This window comes from Synechococcus sp. MIT S9452 (assembly GCF_047304245.1).
In the GTDB taxonomy this organism is placed as follows: domain Bacteria; phylum Cyanobacteriota; class Cyanobacteriia; order PCC-6307; family Cyanobiaceae; genus RCC307.
The window spans coordinates 510,957-526,465 of sequence record NZ_CP138956.1; the positions used below are offsets into that span (position 1 = coordinate 510,957).

At 61.5% G+C, this 15,509-nt stretch carries 17 protein-coding genes; 10 read left to right on the forward strand and 7 right to left on the reverse strand.

Annotated elements, in window-relative coordinates:
- Positions 1–117: 117 nt before the first annotated feature.
- The 4 genes from SIB46_RS02655 (at position 118) to SIB46_RS02670 (ending at position 5,336) form a co-directional block, all read left to right on the forward strand.
- Positions 118–1,242: an aspartate/ornithine carbamoyltransferase family protein gene (locus tag SIB46_RS02655; RefSeq protein WP_413297006.1), complete on the forward strand. Its 1,125-nt coding sequence runs from the start codon at positions 118–120 to the stop codon at positions 1,240–1,242.
- 1 nt (position 1,243) lies between these two features.
- A complete protein-coding gene (gene asnB, locus SIB46_RS02660; protein WP_413297007.1) occupies positions 1,244–3,271 on the forward strand; it encodes an asparagine synthase (glutamine-hydrolyzing) in 2,028 nt (675 codons plus the stop codon).
- Positions 3,272–3,351: 80 nt separating this feature from the next.
- On the forward strand, positions 3,352–4,632 hold the full coding sequence (locus SIB46_RS02665; RefSeq protein WP_413297009.1) for a Zn-dependent hydrolase: 1,281 nt from the start codon (positions 3,352–3,354) through the stop codon (positions 4,630–4,632).
- A complete protein-coding gene (locus SIB46_RS02670; RefSeq protein WP_413297010.1) occupies positions 4,632–5,336 on the forward strand; it encodes a DUF1028 domain-containing protein in 705 nt (234 codons plus the stop codon). The genes SIB46_RS02665 and SIB46_RS02670 overlap by 1 nt, the downstream gene beginning before the upstream one ends.
- On the opposite strand, the gene SIB46_RS02675 is transcribed toward SIB46_RS02670, so the two are convergent.
- Positions 5,333–5,680 carry a hypothetical protein gene (locus SIB46_RS02675; protein WP_413297011.1) on the reverse strand — a complete coding sequence of 116 codons (348 nt, stop codon included), beginning with the start codon at positions 5,678–5,680 and terminating at the stop codon, positions 5,333–5,335. The genes SIB46_RS02670 and SIB46_RS02675 overlap by 4 nt on opposite strands.
- Positions 5,680–7,089, reverse strand: coding sequence for a sensor histidine kinase (locus tag SIB46_RS02680; RefSeq protein ID WP_413297012.1), 1,410 nt, complete (start codon positions 7,087–7,089; stop codon positions 5,680–5,682). The genes SIB46_RS02675 and SIB46_RS02680 overlap by 1 nt, the downstream gene beginning before the upstream one ends.
- A 97-nt stretch (positions 7,090–7,186) precedes the next feature.
- Between SIB46_RS02680 and SIB46_RS02685 the strand changes: the two genes are divergently transcribed.
- Genes SIB46_RS02685 through SIB46_RS02700 form a run of 4 tightly spaced genes read left to right on the forward strand, consistent with a single transcriptional unit; the run spans position 7,187 to position 9,960 of the window.
- Positions 7,187–8,659 carry a peptide ligase PGM1-related protein gene (locus tag SIB46_RS02685; RefSeq protein WP_413297013.1) on the forward strand — a complete coding sequence of 491 codons (1,473 nt, stop codon included), beginning with the start codon at positions 7,187–7,189 and terminating at the stop codon, positions 8,657–8,659.
- A gap of 12 nt (positions 8,660–8,671) precedes the next feature.
- On the forward strand, positions 8,672–8,848 hold the full coding sequence (locus SIB46_RS02690) for a hypothetical protein (RefSeq protein WP_413297014.1): 177 nt from the start codon (positions 8,672–8,674) through the stop codon (positions 8,846–8,848).
- Between the two features lie 47 nt (positions 8,849–8,895).
- Positions 8,896–9,483, forward strand: coding sequence for an inorganic diphosphatase (locus tag SIB46_RS02695; protein ID WP_413297015.1), 588 nt, complete (start codon positions 8,896–8,898; stop codon positions 9,481–9,483).
- A gap of 42 nt (positions 9,484–9,525) precedes the next feature.
- Entirely contained in the window at positions 9,526–9,960 is a 435-nt protein-coding gene (locus SIB46_RS02700; RefSeq protein ID WP_413297016.1) for a DUF6790 family protein, read from the forward strand.
- Between the two features lie 4 nt (positions 9,961–9,964).
- On the opposite strand, the gene SIB46_RS02705 is transcribed toward SIB46_RS02700, so the two are convergent.
- The 5 genes from SIB46_RS02705 to SIB46_RS02725 all read right to left on the reverse strand — a co-directional run bounded on the left by SIB46_RS02705 (position 9,965) and on the right by SIB46_RS02725 (position 12,997).
- Positions 9,965–10,144 (reverse strand): hypothetical protein, encoded by a 180-nt coding sequence (locus tag SIB46_RS02705; protein WP_413297017.1) that lies wholly within the window; start codon positions 10,142–10,144, stop codon positions 9,965–9,967.
- Between the two features lie 103 nt (positions 10,145–10,247).
- Positions 10,248–10,478, reverse strand: a complete 231-nt coding sequence (locus SIB46_RS02710) for a type II toxin-antitoxin system HicA family toxin (RefSeq protein ID WP_413297018.1) — start codon at positions 10,476–10,478, stop codon at positions 10,248–10,250.
- 4 nt (positions 10,479–10,482) lie between these two features.
- A complete protein-coding gene (locus SIB46_RS02715; protein ID WP_413297019.1) occupies positions 10,483–10,671 on the reverse strand; it encodes a hypothetical protein in 189 nt (62 codons plus the stop codon).
- Positions 10,672–10,690: 19 nt separating this feature from the next.
- The gene (locus tag SIB46_RS02720) at positions 10,691–11,116 is read right to left on the reverse strand and encodes a tellurite resistance TerB family protein (protein ID WP_413297020.1); all 426 of its coding nucleotides are present in this window, start codon (positions 11,114–11,116) and stop codon (positions 10,691–10,693) included.
- Positions 11,117–11,350: 234 nt separating this feature from the next.
- Positions 11,351–12,997: an NAD(P)/FAD-dependent oxidoreductase gene (locus SIB46_RS02725; RefSeq protein WP_413297021.1), complete on the reverse strand. Its 1,647-nt coding sequence runs from the start codon at positions 12,995–12,997 to the stop codon at positions 11,351–11,353.
- An 89-nt stretch (positions 12,998–13,086) separates the two neighbouring features.
- On the opposite strand from SIB46_RS02725, the gene SIB46_RS02730 reads away from it, so the two are divergent.
- Entirely contained in the window at positions 13,087–13,785 is a 699-nt protein-coding gene (locus SIB46_RS02730) for a hypothetical protein (RefSeq protein WP_413297022.1), read from the forward strand.
- Positions 13,786–13,794: 9 nt separating this feature from the next.
- Complete coding sequence (locus tag SIB46_RS02735) at positions 13,795–15,498, forward strand: protein adenylyltransferase SelO family protein (RefSeq protein ID WP_413297023.1); 1,704 nt, start codon at positions 13,795–13,797, stop codon at positions 15,496–15,498.
- The last annotated feature ends 11 nt before the right edge of the window (positions 15,499–15,509 follow it).

Consider the following 15,509-nt stretch of genomic DNA (forward strand, 5'->3'; position numbering starts at 1 on the left):
GAAGGAAAGCTGAATTTCAGAGCCTTGATTCACACCTGGATCACTTTGCTATGACGGGGGAATGGAGTCGATCGATACTTTTCGACTCATCAAGCACTGCTCAGTTGGATCCACGCCATGGGCCAAGCCGTTAGCCATTTGCAACCTGACCAGTTGGAGTTCAAGCAACAGCTGCGGCTGAACCGAGAAAAGCCCGACACCGCAGGGATCGCCTCCCCAACGGATTTACTTTCCTGGATCCAAGAAGAAGGGATCGCACTGCACGAGCTGATTAATCAGCACGTCATCTCCATCAACGCCTATAGCCCGCGCACGCTGCTGCAGCTCTTTCGTTTATCAGCGAAATTCGAGAGCAATCCCTCGCGCTACATCCGCTTTAACTCGCCGCTGAAAGGCAAGATCCTGATCAATGCCTTCTACGAGCCCAGCACCCGCACCCGGCTGTCATTTGACAGCGCCTGGCACCGCTTAGGCGGCGACTCGATCAATATCACCGACCCCTCCACTACAGGGCTCGCCAAAGGGGAATCCCTCAGTGACATCGCTGAGATGTTCAACCACTACGGCGATTGCGTGGTACTGCGCGATACCAGCGAGACGGCGATCTATGAGATGGCCGCTTCGCTCAAGATTCCAATCATTAATGCTGGCAACGGCATTGGGGAGCATCCGACCCAGGCGATGACGGATCTCTACACGATCCTCAAGTGGAGGCCATCGCTGTGCCGACCGGATGTAAACCCTTCCGACCGCATTCGCATCGGCATCGTTGGGGTGCCATCACGGATGCGCACCGTTCGCTCGCTGCTGCAGATCCTCAGCAAGTTTCCGCAGATTGTTGAGGAGGTCGTGATCCTGCACGATCCCAAAGCCGATCCCGCCGAAACGATGTTCGATGCTGGCCAACGCGAAGCACTTGAACAGTGTGGGCTCAAGCTGAGGCTGGCCACCAAACTCAATGATGAGGTCAGTGCCTTTGATGTCACCTACATCAACGCAATTGCCTGGGTTGGTGATGGCTTTGAAGTGCACGGCGACAACTTTCAGCTGACAGCGGACACACCGTTCAAAGCTGGCTCTATCGTGTTGCACCCCTTGGCACGGGGCCGCGAGCTCTGCTCCTCGCTGGATGAGACGCCCCACAACTGGTATTTCGCTCAGGCCAGGGGGGCGGTGTTCCTGCGCATGGCGCTGCTCACCTGCATGGTTGAGCGCACCGACCAAGTCATGGATGTGATCTGACATGTGCGGAATCGGAGGCGTTTTCACACACCACGCGGGTGATTCGATTGATCCCCAGCTGCTGGTGAACATGGCCGCAATCCAGGCCCATCGCGGTCCGGATGGCTTTGGCTACCAAATCCACGAGAGCGGCGTTGGCATGACCCATGCGCGCCTCTCGATCATTGATCTCGAGGGCAACCGCGCCCGGCAGCCATTCCGATCCAGCTGTGATCGGGTGCTGATGGCCCACAACGGCGAGTTCTACGACTTCCAGCGCATCCGCGCTGAACTGGTGGCTCAAGGGGTGCGCTTCAACAGCAAGAGCGACTCAGAAATCCTGCTGCATCTGTATCAGCGTCAGGGGCTCGAGGCGACCCTGCCGCAATTGCGCGGCGAATTCGGTTTTGCCCTGTTTGATCGCGACGAAGACTGCCTCTATTTGGTGCGCGATCGCTTCGGCATCAAGCCCCTGTATTGGACGATGACCAGCGAAGGGCTGGTGTTTGGCTCTGAGCTCAAGGTGCTGTTTGCCCATCCCGCCGTGAAACGGGACTTCAGCTCCGAAGGCCTGTTCCACCAGCTGATGCAAACGATGGTGCCCGGCAGCACCGCCTTTGCCGGCATCTTCCAGGTGCAACCCGGCCATGTGGTGAAAGTGCAGCGCGAAGGGGGACTGTTGCGCACATCCGGCCACAAGTATTGGGACCTCGATTTCCCCAAGGCCCACGAGCGCGATCAAAGCATCAGCGAAGAGCAGCACATCAACGCCATCCGCAGCTCTTTGCTGGAGGCGATCGAAATGCGGCTGGTGGCTGATGTGCCGGTGGGTTGTTACCTCTCCGGCGGCATCGACAGCTGCTCGATCTTGGGGTTAGCCGCAGCAGTGAATCAAACCCCCGTGAAAGCCTTCACGATCGGTTTTGACGACAGCCGCTACGACGAGACCGACATCGCCAAAGAGATGGCCGAGGCCACCGGCGCCGAGCAAGACGTGATGCGCCTTTCAGGCGATGACCTCTACGACCATTTCGAAACCACTCTCTGGCACACCGAGCGCACGATCTACAACACGCTCGGCGTGGCCAAATATCTGATGAGCCGCCATGTACGGCACGTCAACTACAAGGTGGTGCTCACCGGCGAAGGCTCCGATGAGCTGTTTGCCGGCTACCCCGCCTTCCGGCGCGACATGTTCTTGCATGGCAGCAACGACGAAGGCAGCGGTCAAGACCAGCGCCAGAAACGGCTGGACCAGGCCAATGCCCTGGTGACAGGAGCCATGCTCGCCGCCAAACCCGTGGACGATCCCCACCTCACCGCCGCGGTGGGCTTCACCCCCAGCTGCCTGCAGCCATGGCTGGCCTGTGCGCCGCTGGTGCCAGAACTGCTGGCCAGCGAGCGCCGTGAGGCGGTGGCTGGCTACGAGCCGGGCAAAGCCATTGCCGCCACCTTGGATCGCTCACAACTCGATGAGCGCCATGTGCTGGACCGGGCCCAGTACGTGTGGATCAAAACAATGCTGGAGGGCCAAATCCTCACCTGGGGCGGAGACCGGGTGGACATGGCCAATTCCATGGAGGCCAGGCCGCCCTTCCTGGATCACCATCTCGCTGCGGTGGCGGTGCAGGTTCCCCCCGAACTACGGATCAAAGACCAGCGCGAAAAGCATGTGCTGCGCGAAGCCGTGGCTGGGCTTCTGCCTGAGCGGCTCTATCACCGCGAAAAATTTGCCTTCATGGCCCCGCCAGCCCATGCCGATGAGGAAAAGCTGCAAAAACTTGATCAGCTCGTAGCGGCCCATCTCAGCCGCGAGGCGATCGAGACCTGCGGTTTGCTGGATCCAGAGGGAGTTGCGCAACTGCTCGAACGGCATCGCAACCCTCAAACCCCAGCTGCAGAGAGGGTTCAGCTCGATGCGATGGTGAATCACCTCTTGGGTGTGCAAATCCTGCACAAGCTGTTTGTACAGACCGATGTGCCCGCCCAGGCCCGCCAGGCCGCCGATGCACGGGGCTGGCATGTGAGCGAACCGGCACAGGTTTTTTAACTGGCTCTGCGAAATAGTCGCCTGCGCTACCTCAGAGGTCGGCCACAGTGGCCATTGTTACGGGGCGTCTGCTGTGCTGCATGCCTCCATCGGTTGCTCTTTCACTCCAAACACCCAGTTGGACAGCAACGGTTGATGAGGCGCGCCTAAGCGCAAGTTTGGATGCCATGGCCGCCATCGGCCTGCAAAACGATGGCTCGGTGAAGCGGTTGGCCTTCACAGAAGACGACTGCAAAGCCCGCACCCTGTTCAGCGAGTGGTTGATCGCTGCTGGAGCCAGCGTTCGCGTTGATGCGGCTGGCAATTTGATTGGCCGCATTGAAGGCACAGAACCGGGCCTGCCGGCCCTAATGACCGGATCCCATCTCGACACCGTGCCCACCGGAGGCCGCTTTGACGGTGCCCTTGGCGTGTTGGCTGGGCTGGAAGTGATCCGCAGCCTCAAGGATCAAGGAATCAGCCTGCGCCACCCCTTGGAAGTGGTGGCTTTTGCCGATGAAGAATCCACGATGGTGGGTTGCAAGGGGATGACGGGAGTCGCCAGCGATAACCCCGCTGACTACACCTGCAGCAACGGCCAAGCGATCAGCGACAACCTGCCCTGCGCAGGAGGCAATTGGCAGCAGCTGGGCCAAGCGCGGCGCGATGACGACGCGATCGCCGCTTTTGTTGAGCTCCATGTGGAGCAGGGCGGCATTCTCGAGAGCCGTGGTGATGTCATCGGTTTGGTGGAAGGCGTGGTGGGCCAGCGCCGCTTCTTGGTGCGCGTTGAAGGCCAGGCCAACCATGCCGGCACCACCCCCATGGATGGCCGCCAAGACGCCTTGGCCACGGCGGCCCAAGTGATCCTGGCGGTGCAAGAGCTCGCCAAGAACCACCCCGGTGATCCCGTGGGCACTGTTGGCAAACTCCAGCTTTGGCCCAATGCCGCCAACGTGGTGCCTGGTCAGGTGGAGATGAGCGTTGATCTGCGCGACCTCAGCCTCGAGGTTTTGAGCGAATTAGTGGAGGACTTGGAAAGCCGCCTGCGCAGCATCAGCCGGGCGAGCGGTTGCCCCATCACCCTGCTACCTCAGTTCAGCGTTGACCCCACCCCAGCGCATCTGAGCGTTACCGAGGCCATTGCTGCCTCCGCCCAAACCCTTGGTTTGAGCTGCAGCGCCCTGCCCAGCCGCGCGAGCCACGACTCACAAGAGATAGGCCGCCGCTGGCCCATGGGGATGATCTTTGTGCCGAGCCGCGGTGGATTGAGCCATTCGGCGGCTGAATTCACCAGCAGCCGTCAGTGCGCCGACGGCACCGCTGTGCTCATGCAAAGCCTGGTGCGCCTCGATCAGCGCTTGAACAAGGTGACAGGCTGATGACCTTTTCGATCGTTGCCCGAGATCCTGGGAATGGTCGATTTGCCGTCGCCGTAGCGACGTTCCACCTCGCTGTGGGGGCCACCGTTCCCCACCTGCGCAGAAACACCGGAGCTGCAGCGAGCCAAGGGGCCACCAACCCTTATTTGGCCCATCGCGGACTGGAAGCTTTGGGCAATGGCTTGAGCGCCAATGAAGCCCTCGAATGGCTGCTCAAAGGCGATGACCAACGCCACGCCCGGCAGATTCAACTGGTGGACGCCAAAGGCCGCTCCTCAGCCTGGACCGGTGGGGAGTGCAATGGCTTTGCCGGCCATCTCTGCGGCGAGAACTTCAGCGTGGCTGGCAACTGGCTGGAAGACCCCGCAGTGCTTCAGGCCATGGCCGAAGCCTTCCGCCACAGCGACCCCAGCTGGAAGATTGGTCGCCGGGTGATGAGCGCGCTGGCAGCCGGTGAAGCCGCTGGTGGTGATCGGCGCTCACCGATGGCCAGCTCAGCGGCGCTGCAGGTGAGCGGCGAGCTGGATTTCCCGCTGCTGGATCTACGCGTGGATTTCAATGCCACCGCCGTCGGCGAGCTGCAACACCTCTACGAGCACAGCCAGCAGAACTGGGTGCAGCACTGGCGTGATCAATTGGCGGCCCTTCCAGACGGCAGGCCCAGGCCTGCTGATGACGGCGGCTTGAACGCCGGGGTGGCCTAACGGCCCTCGCTCAACGAGGGCTCAGCAAAGAAATAGGCAATCACGCTGCTGCAGGCGATCGCCAAAAAGATGTGATCCAGCCAGCCAAAACGCACGCCCATGCCCATGAAGGTGATCCAGCTGTTCACCACCACCATCACCAGCAAAAACACCGCCAACACCAGGCTGAACACCAGCAGATCCTGCTTGCGGCGCACCCAGAGCTGCCAAAGCAACGGCAGCAAAGCCAGCGTTGAGAGGCCATGCAGGATCCGCATCGACACTTCGCTGTGCAGGTGCGGTGTGATCGCAGCCCAGAGATTGGCGGGGATCAGCAGCGATGTGGCAATCAGGTAGGCAAGCATCAGGTGTGATCAGCGCGTTCAACGGGTCGCAAGTGCAGGCTGAACACACTGCCCCTGCCGAGCTGGCTGCGCAGGCTGACCTGGCCGCCCATGCCCTCCACCAACAATCGCACCACCGATAAACCCAAGCCAGAGCCCTCACCAGCAGGGGCATTGCTGGCGCGCTGGAAGCGTTCAAAGATGCGGTCTTGATCCTCAGGCGGCACGCCAATGCCCTGATCACGCACTTCAATGGTCAGCTCCTCGGCCGAGGGCAGCAGGGCCAACTCAACCGGCGCTTCAGGTCCTGAGTATTTGCAGGCGTTTTCAATCAAATTCAGCAGCACCTGTTGCAGGCGATCGGGGTCGGCATTGGCGATCAGCTCAGCGGAATCCGGCAGCTGCAAAACGATGCTGCGCTGCTGGGCGCTCTGGGCCAACTCCTGCACCTGCTCGAGCAAGGGCCGCAACGCCACCGGCTGCTGGCTAACTCTGAGCCTTCCGGAGTCACCGCGGGATAAATCGAGCAGATCATCGAGCAAATGGCGCATGCGCAGGGTTTCCTGCTCAGCGGTCTGCAAACCCTTGCGCTGGGAAGCCTCGAGGGTGTCGCCTGTGCGCAGGGTGCGTTTGATGTAACCGCCAACAATTGTGAGCGGTGTGCGCAGCTCATGGCTCACGGCGCTCACAAACTTGCGTTGATGGCTCCAGGAGAGCGACAACCGCTGCATCAGCTCCTCGTAGTTCTCCGCCAGGCGGCTGATCTCTACAGGAGCAGCGCTGAACTGCACGTGGGAGTTCTGCAGGGTGTCTGCCGTCACTGTTTCCGTCAGTTCGCTGAGTTGCCGTAAGGGCCGAACAATGCGCCGCACCAACACAGTGACCACTAACAGCGTCAGCACCAAACACACCGACCAGATCAGGATCATCCAGGAGATGTAGGAGCTAAAGGCCAGCGAGCTGACGCTCACATCACAGGCAGCCCAAACCGTTGCTCCGCTGGGCAAGCGCAGCACCTCTTTGGTGAGATAGCGCCGTTGGGCATCGGTGATCACCTGCTGCGAAGGGCGCGCCTGGGCCCGCTCCAGCACATAGGAACTAGGGGGCTGCAGCGGAGATCGCGGAAAGATCAACGCGCCATCAGCCTGCTGAAACCAAAAAATGGTGCGTTTATCGCTGATGCTCTCGAGTTGCTGCTGCACCCGTAGACGACTGGGCGGATCCGGCAACCGCTCCAGGGCCAGGGCAATCCCAGCAGCCGACTGTTCTACCGCCATGCTGTGTTGGCGGAACAGGTTTCTCTCGCTCACCCAGAGCCCAGCGCAGGAGGCTCCGGTGAAGCCCAGAAACACAGTCACGTAGGTGGCGAGCTGCAGCTGCCCTTGGAGGGTGCCGAGCAAGCGATCGCGCCAATGTTTCTGGCTGGTCATCTCTCCATGGTCAACAGCCCAGGCGCTGTTGTCAGCTCTCGGGTGCAAGCGCAAACCGCAAAACCTGATCAGGATGTGGAGGAGCCTTCCAGCGGCCATGGCACCACTGAGCTTTGCGGAGCTGCAGCAGCGCCTCTCAGCGGATGTCGATGACACCGATGGATCAGCAGCACCATGGGATGTGCTGGTGGTGCCATCGCTGAATCTCGACGCCCAGCAGATTGCCCTGGTTCAAGGGGTGCACCACTACGAAGAGCGTCAGCTGTTTGAGCTGATTCGGCTACGGCAACCCCAAGCGCGCATGGTGTTTGTCACCAGCAAGTTGCTGCCGGAGTTGGTGGTGGATGCTGTGCTGGAGCTGTTGCCTGGCGTGCCGATCTCCCATGCCCGCCATCGCCTCAAGCTGTTCGACACCGACGACGCCAGCCCCAGGCCCCTGGCGGCCAAATTGCTGGAGCGGCCGCGGCTGCTGCAACGCATTCGCCAAGTGCTGAACACAGAGCGCAGCTACATCAGCTGCTTCAACGTTGGCGATCTTGAGCGTCAGCTCTCAGAGACCCTGCAGGTGCCATTACTGGGTACCGATCCAGAGCTGGCCTATTGGGGCAGCAAAGCCGGCAGCCGCGAGCTGTTCAGCCGCTGCGGCCTAACCCACCCCGATGGCTCAGCGCTGGTGCACAGCTTCAGCGATCTGGTGGAAGCCTGCGCTGAGCTCGCGGGACGCAGGCCCGAGCTGCAGCGGGCTGTGGTGAAGCTCAACGAGGGCTTCAGTGGGGAAGGCAATGCCCCGCTTGAGTTGGCAGGCCTGGAGCGCAGCCATGCAGGCGCCCTGCGGGAGCAACTCAGCGAGCGCTTGGAGCAATTGGCCATGCCAGCGGCGGGCTGGCGCGAGCTGCTGGTGAGCCAAGGGGTCTTAGTCGAGGCATGGCTCTCAGGCGGCGATGAGCTGAGCTCACCGAGCGTGCAAGGAATGATCCATCCCGGCGGTGAGGTGGAGGTGCTCTCCACCCATGAGCAACTGCTCGGTGGCCCCAGTGGGCAGACCTATCTGGGCTGCCAGTTCCCGGCGCGTGATCACTACCGCTGCGAGCTGCAGCGCTGGGGCCTGTCTGTAGGCGCTGAATTGGCCAGCCTTGGCGCCCTGGATCATTTCTCCGTGGATGGGCTTGCCCGCCGCTTTGGTGATTCCTGGGATCTGCAAGCCATTGAGGTGAACCTGCGCAAAGGCGGCACCACCCACCCGATGCAAGCGCTGCGGTATTTGAGCAATGGCCGGCTCTGCCAAGACAGCGGCCGTTTTCTCTCTCCCACCGGCAGCGAGCTGCACTACAAGGCCACCGACAACTTCACCAGCCCGCGGCTAAGGGGGCTGCTGCCAATGGATCTGATTGATCTGGTGGCTGGCGCTGGGCTCCATTACGACGCCCTCGGTGAAAGTGGCAGCGTCTTCCATCTGCTCGGTTGCCTGTCGGAGCACGGCAAGCTCGGCATGACCTGCATCGGCCGCAGCGCCCAGGAAGCTGAGCAGGTCTATGCGCGCACCAAAGCGCGCCTACTGGGCGATCACTAATACGATCCGGCCATGGGCAGCAGACCTTGGATGGTGTTGATGGTGTTGATGGCCGTGGCCATCGGCACACAGCTGGTGCGTGAAAACCGACTGCTCAAGCACCGGCTGCTGCTGCAACAGCAGTTCATCAAGGCCCTGCCGCAAAGGGACTGCCCCAAACCGAAAGCGCCCAGCGGCGAGCTGATTTGAGGCGGTTGGGACGGCCGGTAGGATCCCGGCGCTTCTCGCTACCACCGATGGCCAATATCGATCACGCGCCGAGCCGCACGATGCTGAACCTGCTTCACGTGCTGCCGGCTTTCGCCGATGCCGACGAGCTGCGTTTGAACGTGATCGTGGAGCTGAACTCCATGACCATCAATAAGTACGAGCTGATCACCGAAACCGGCCACCTGAAGCTGGACCGGGTTGGTTACTCCTCCCTGGCCTATCCCTTCGCCTACGGCTGCCTGCCCCGCACCTGGGATGAGGACGGCGACCCGCTTGATGTGGAGATCGTTGGCATCACCGAACCCCTGGTGCCCGGCTCCCTGGTGGAAGCCCGCATCATCGGCATCATGAAATTCGATGATGGTGGCGAGGTCGACGACAAGGTGATCTGCGTGCTGGCCGATGACAAGCGCATGGATCACATCACCAGCTACGAGCAGCTGGGTGAGCACTGGGTCAAAGAGACCACCTACTACTGGGAGCACTACAAGGATCTGAAGAAGCCCGGCACCTGCACCGTCAACGGCTTCTTTGGCAATGACGAAGCCGTGAAGATCATTCGCGACTGCGAAAAGCGCTATGACGAGACCATCGCTCCCAAGCTGGTCAACTGATTGATGGCTCTCCCCGATGGCCCCGGCCCATCCAGGTTGCTAATGCAGCTGACCTGGGTGGCTGGGGCCATCGGCTTTTGGCTTGGCTTTGACGCCTGGCAAGACGGAAACATCGCCGCTGCCACCAACAACGTCACCCTTTGGGTTGTGGGGATAGTGGGGGTGATCTCATTTCTGCGGCATGCGGTGTTTCACCGCAGTGATGCCAAGCGGATGGGCTGGGATTACGGCAAGCGCAACGACTTCCAGCTGGAGGTTGGCTTTGCCAATTTGGCCTGGGGGCTCTGCGGCTTGATCGCCTGGGCACAGAACTGGAACCTGCAGGCGCAAGGAGCATTGCTGTTGGTGTTCGGTATCTACATGGCGCAAGCCGCTGCACTGCACCTAACTGAGCCAGGACGAGCAGCAAGCAAAGGGACCACAGCGTTCTTTGCTGGTTGCCTGTTGTTCTTTGGATCCTTAGCGCTGATGCAGTGAGGCTTTAACGGCCGTAGTGCAGATCCGTGTTGCCCCAGAGGGCGCGCTTGGCAATATCGCCTTCACGGATCAACGCGCGAGCCTCATCTCGGCTGGTGCACATGCGCGCTTGATCTTCGATCCGCAGGATGTGAATCAGCTGCAGGACCTGAGCATGGGCTGACTGGGCTGAAGGTTTACGCATACCGCCTCCCCCTTTCGTTAAGAGCTTTTTAACAAAGGCATCAGTGGGGACACAAGCTCTGCATGGGTTTCTTAATTTTCAAGCGAGTTCCTTAACCTTGGCATCAGCGGTGGCTGAGGAACTCCTCAAAGCTCATCCCGATTTCCTTGGCGATCCGCCGCGCCAGGCCGGGCAACAAGTCACTTCCGGGGTGCACAGGAACCATCGTGTGGCGGCCGTTGGCATCGCGGAAGTGCTGATGGGATCCGTGGTTGCGCACATGCTCAAAGCCAAGGTGTTCCAGGATCCGCACCACCTCCTTGGGCTTGAGCACATCGCTGTGGTGATGGCTCATGGGCTCAGAGCAGCTTCACCTTGGTGACCTTGGCCTCAATCGCCTCATCGCCGGTTTTGATCTGAATCGGCCGGCGAGTGAAAATCTCAACCCGAATCCCAGCGCGGGTGATGGCGATGGCAGCTCGCGTCAGCAGCCACACCACGATCACCAACGCCACCGGCCAGCGGAGCGAATCGAGCCAAGGGGTCATGCCCCTTGTTTAGCCAGCTTCAAGCCGGTTGGAGCTCAGAGCGCAGGGCCAGCCGGTTGTGCAACACATCAAACACCGAATCGATGCGATCGGATTCGGGCTTGGCGATGGAAAGGATCAAGGCCAGGTGATCCAAGTGGCGCCGCTCATCGGTCTCATAGGGACCATCAGAGCGCATCAACTCCGAGGCCATGGCGTAGGCCGTGAGCGATTGGGTGCTGGTAAGGGCATTAGCTGCCTCAAGCATCAGAGCTGTGTTGCCGATTTCGCGGCGACGGGTCAATAGGCAATCCATCAACTCCACCATGTCTTGCTCATTGAGGGAGCAGTAGGGCTCGCGGTAGTCGAGGGCATGACGGAACGCACGACCACCAGCAGGGGTGAGCGAACCATCCCAAGCCACAGCCGTCAGGCCAATAGCGGCAAACGCAGTAAGGGAATCCATGGCGGCGAAGTCAGGTGTCTGTTTTCGATGTCGGCGTCAACTTCGCGGCGATTGCCGCACTAATGCCGATGATTCCAAGCACAGCAATGATTTCCATCGGCTGTAGGCGTTGTGCTCTATCAATGTGCGCCGCGCTCACACACAGCGGTGGTGGCCGTGATCACTCTTTGGCGAACTTGAGCAGTTCCACCCAGTTCACAAACAACACTCGCGCTGGCGCAAAAAATCCAGCCGCTACTGGCTGGCCTGCTGGGCCTGCAGCAAACCCGTGAGATGGCGCGCCACGGCTTCGCCAACGCGCAATCCATCGATGCCAGCGGAAAGAATCCCGCCGGCAAACCCCGCCCCTTCTCCAGCCGGAAACAGGCCGGGCGTATTGGTGCTCTGCAGATCGGCGCCGCGGGTGATGCGCAGCGGTGAGCTGGTGCGGGTTTCAACGCCGGTGAGCACCGCATCGGGGTGATCAAAGCCGGGGATCTGTTTGGCAAAGGCGGGCAAGGCCTCGCGGATCGCCTCAATGGCGAACTCCGGCAGGGCTGTGGAGAGATCGGTGGGCGTGACGCCCGGGGCATAGGAGGGCCGGCCGCTGCCGAGATCGCTGCTGGGTTTGGCGGCCAAGAAATCGGCCAAGCGCTGGGCTGGTGCTTTGTAGTTGCTGCCGCCGAGCACAAACGCGCGTGATTCGAGCTCGCGCTGGAAATCCACACCAGCCAAGGGCCCACCGGGGTAGTCGCCCGGGGTGATCGCCACAACGATGCCGCTATTGGCATTGCGTTCATTGCGGCTGTATTGGCTCATGCCATTGGTGACCACGCGGCCCTCTTCTGAGGTGGCACCCACCACCAGCCCGCCGGGGCACATGCAGAAGCTGTAAACGCTGCGGCCATTGCTGGCGTGGTGCACCAGCTTGTAATCAGCCGCGCCGAGGATCGGGTGGCCGGCGTTCTCACCCCAGCGGGCCTGATCGATCAAGGGCTGGGGATGCTCAATGCGAAAGCCGATGGAGAAGGGTTTGGGCTCCATCGCCACGCCCTGTCCATGCAGCAAGGCAAAGGTGTCGCGCGAGCTGTGGCCCACCGCAAACACCGCCGCCTCGGTTTCGATGCGCTCGCCTGTTGCCAAGGTCAACGCCTTGAGTTGGCGTGTGCCCGGCGATAGCTCCACCCCGGTGACGTGGTGCTCAAAGCGCACCTCACCGCCGAGATCGGTGATGCGCTGCCGCAGCTGACGCACCACCCCCACCAACTTGAAGGTGCCGATGTGGGGCTTGTTGAGCACCAGGATTTCGGGATTGGCTCCCGATTCCACCAGCTCCTCTAACACCCAACGGCCATGGCGCTTGGATTCCTTGACGCCGGAATAGAGCTTGCCGTCGGAGAAGGTGCCCGCTCCGCCTTCACCGAACTGGGCATTGGAGGCCGGATTAAACGGCAGACGCCCTTTCCAAAAGCCAAAGGTGTCGGCGGTGCGCTGCTTCACCGGCTTGCCGCGCTCCAGCAATAAAGGCCGGTAGCCCTGTTGCGCCAAAAACAACGCCGCGAAATAGCCGCAGGGGCCAGCACCCACCACCACGGGCCGGGGCCTGTTGCCATTGGCGTAGGCCGCTGGAGCTGGAATCGAGGGGCGCACCAGCGGGTCTGGCGTGGCCATCACCCGCGAATCACGGCGCAGCTTGCCGAGCACCGCAGCTTCATCAGCTACCGGCACATCCACGCTGTAAACCAGCTCAATGGCGCCCTTGTGGCGCGCATCCACGCTGCGGCGAAACAGCTGCAGCTCACCGAGGGCTTCAAGCGGCAGCTTCAAGCGCTTGGCCACCGCTTTGGGCAACGCCTCAGGCGAGTGATCCAGCGGCAGGGCGATCTGGTGAACGCGAATCAAGGGGGCGCAACCAGCAGCGGCACCCTTCAATTTGGCAGGCGGCAGCCGCTGCGAATCCCTGCTACATCAACACCAGCAGCCGGGCTGCCATGGGCCCCTCTTGGTTGAAACCCGCGGCTGGTCTGCTGGTGGGCGCCGTATTGCTGCGTGCCGTGTTCCCGCAGCCTGATGCCGAGTGGATGATGGGCAGCTGGGTGCTCACCGATCAAGACAACGTGCCGTTCGATCTGGTGTTGCGGCCCGATGGCAGCTCGCTCACGGTGAGCGGCAAACGCCATCCCGATCTGGGCCGGCCGCACCGGATGGCGAGCGACCAGCTCATACAAACCGGTCGTTGGCAAACCTGGGGCAACGGCATCCGCTCCACCTACAGCGATGGCTGGATCGACACGATCCAAGTGGGCCCAGATGGCGTGCAGCAGTGGTCGTGGAAACCAGGCACCGGGTTGCGCACCGAGAGCCCGGCTGTGCAGCTCACCAGCCCAATCATGGGTTGGGTGGGCGCCTACGAACTCGAGCCCACCGAGACGGAGAAACCGCCCTATCTGGCGGTACTCACCTCCTCAGGCATTGCCTTCAACGACATCGACCAGGTGGCTGATGGGTCTTGGACGTTGGAAGGCAACGGCAGCGTGCTGATCAAGTGGACCAGCGGCTGGCGCACCCTGCTCAAACCAACCGCTGATGGCATCCCCAATCCAGAGGAACGTTTTGCGTTGCAGCACTGGCGCCCCGGCCTGGCGGCGGGCCAACCTCCCAGTGCCAATCGCAGCGGCATCCGGCTCTAATCGCCGATGATGCAAAGGCGGCAGGACGAAACCAGCATCTCTGTGCCAACAACCAGCTTCGCGGAATTCAGCCAACGGGCCGATTACTCCTTGATGGAGTCGCTGCGGGCCGACCCACAGGCCAGCAGCGATGGCGATGATCACGTGCCCAGGCAGGTGTATTCCGGGCATTACGTGCCGGTGACGCCAACGGCGATTCCGGAAGCGGAATATCTGGCCCACAGCAGCGAGCTGTTCAAGGAGCTGGGCCTCAGCGACGCACTAGCCCAAGACGAGCAGTTTCAACGGCTCTTCAGCGGCGATAGCCGCGTGGCCACTGGGGCCATGCGGCCCTATGGCTGGGCTACCGGCTATGCCCTCTCGATCTACGGCACCGAGTACATCCAGCAATGCCCCTTTGGCACGGGCAATGGCTATGGCGATGGCCGGGCGATCTCAATTTTTGAAGGCGTCTTCAACGGCAAGCGCTGGGAGATGCAGCTCAAGGGAGGCGGCCCTACCCCCTATTGCCGCGGGGCTGATGGCCGCGCCGTGCTGCGCTCCAGCGTGCGGGAGTTTCTGGCGCAAGAGCTGATGCATGCGTTGGGCGTTCCCACCTCGCGCTCACTGACGCTCTACATGTCGCGCGCCGAAAACGTGCGCCGGCCCTGGTATTCGGAGAACTCACGCTCCTTTGATCCCGACATCTATGTGGACAACCCAGCGGCGATCAGCACCCGCGTGGCCCCATCGTTTTTGCGCGTGGGTCAGCTGGAACTGTTTGCCCGCCGCGCCCGCAGCAACGCCCACCCCGAAGCGATGAACGAGCTGCGGATGATCGTGGAGCACTTGATCGCGCGCAACTACCAAGGCGAGATCGATCTACAGCTGCCATTTGCTGAGCAAGTGGTGGAGCTGGCGCGCTTGTTCCGCGGACGGCTCACGGCCCTGGTCGCTAACTGGCTTCGGGTTGGCTACTGCCAAGGCAACTTCAACAGCGACAACTGCGCCGCCGGCGGCTTCACGCTCGATTACGGCCCGTTCGGCTTCTGCGAGCTGTTTGATCTGCGCTTCCAACCTTGGACCGGCGGCGGCGAGCACTTCTGTTTCTTCAACCAACCATCAGCCGCAGAAGCCAACTACCAGATGTTCTGGAAGGCCCTAAGGCCCCTGCTGGCTGACAACACCACCGCAGAAGCCGAGCTCGATGCCGTGCGTGATGGCTTTGGTGAGGCGATGGCCGATGCCATCAATGCCATGTGGGCCAGCAAGCTGGGCCTGAGCACACCAGCCCCTGAGCTCGCCCAAGAGCTGCTGGGGCTGATGCTGGCCTCGAAACTCGATTACACGATCTTTTTCCGCCAGCTCTCTGAAATACCGGGAAGCATCGAACCGCTCAAAGCCAGCTTCTACGCCGGCAGCACGGAGGAACTCGATGGCAAATGGGCTAGCTGGCTGCAGCGCTGGCGCGAGCTGCTGCAGAGCCAAGGTGATCTTGATGGCGCCTCAGCAGCGATGAAATGCGCCAACCCAGCGATCACCTGGCGCGAATGGCTGGTAGCCCCGGCCTATGAGCAAGCCCGAGAAGGCGACACCACCTTGATCAAGGAACTGCAGCAGGTGTTCAGCACGCCCTATCAAGCGCCTGCGGCTGAACTGGCCCGCTACGACCAGCTCAAACCGCGCGAGTTCTTTAACGCCGGCGGGGTGTCGCACTACAGCTGCTCGTCGTAAGCGGCAGGCCG

Excerpts from the sequence above, each read along its gene's own strand:
- SIB46_RS02655 (WP_413297006.1), top strand. The coding sequence starts at position 118 with ATGGGCCAAGCCGTTAGCCATTTGCAACCTGACCAGTTGGAGTTCAAG.
- asnB (WP_413297007.1), top strand. The coding sequence starts at position 1,244 with ATGTGCGGAATCGGAGGCGTTTTCACACACCACGCGGGTGATTCGATT.
- SIB46_RS02665 (WP_413297009.1), top strand. The coding sequence starts at position 3,352 with ATGCCTCCATCGGTTGCTCTTTCACTCCAAACACCCAGTTGGACAGCA.
- SIB46_RS02670 (WP_413297010.1), top strand. The coding sequence starts at position 4,632 with ATGACCTTTTCGATCGTTGCCCGAGATCCTGGGAATGGTCGATTTGCC.
- SIB46_RS02675 (WP_413297011.1), bottom strand. The coding sequence starts at position 5,680 with ATGCTTGCCTACCTGATTGCCACATCGCTGCTGATCCCCGCCAATCTC.
- SIB46_RS02680 (WP_413297012.1), bottom strand. The coding sequence starts at position 7,089 with ATGACCAGCCAGAAACATTGGCGCGATCGCTTGCTCGGCACCCTCCAA.
- SIB46_RS02685 (WP_413297013.1), top strand. The coding sequence starts at position 7,187 with ATGGCACCACTGAGCTTTGCGGAGCTGCAGCAGCGCCTCTCAGCGGAT.
- SIB46_RS02690 (WP_413297014.1), top strand. The coding sequence starts at position 8,672 with ATGGGCAGCAGACCTTGGATGGTGTTGATGGTGTTGATGGCCGTGGCC.
- SIB46_RS02695 (WP_413297015.1), top strand. The coding sequence starts at position 8,896 with ATGGCCAATATCGATCACGCGCCGAGCCGCACGATGCTGAACCTGCTT.
- SIB46_RS02700 (WP_413297016.1), top strand. The coding sequence starts at position 9,526 with ATGCAGCTGACCTGGGTGGCTGGGGCCATCGGCTTTTGGCTTGGCTTT.
- SIB46_RS02705 (WP_413297017.1), bottom strand. The coding sequence starts at position 10,144 with ATGCGTAAACCTTCAGCCCAGTCAGCCCATGCTCAGGTCCTGCAGCTG.
- SIB46_RS02710 (WP_413297018.1), bottom strand. The coding sequence starts at position 10,478 with ATGAGCCATCACCACAGCGATGTGCTCAAGCCCAAGGAGGTGGTGCGG.
- SIB46_RS02715 (WP_413297019.1), bottom strand. The coding sequence starts at position 10,671 with ATGACCCCTTGGCTCGATTCGCTCCGCTGGCCGGTGGCGTTGGTGATC.
- SIB46_RS02720 (WP_413297020.1), bottom strand. The coding sequence starts at position 11,116 with ATGGATTCCCTTACTGCGTTTGCCGCTATTGGCCTGACGGCTGTGGCT.
- SIB46_RS02730 (WP_413297022.1), top strand. The coding sequence starts at position 13,087 with ATGGGCCCCTCTTGGTTGAAACCCGCGGCTGGTCTGCTGGTGGGCGCC.
- SIB46_RS02735 (WP_413297023.1), top strand. The coding sequence starts at position 13,795 with ATGCAAAGGCGGCAGGACGAAACCAGCATCTCTGTGCCAACAACCAGC.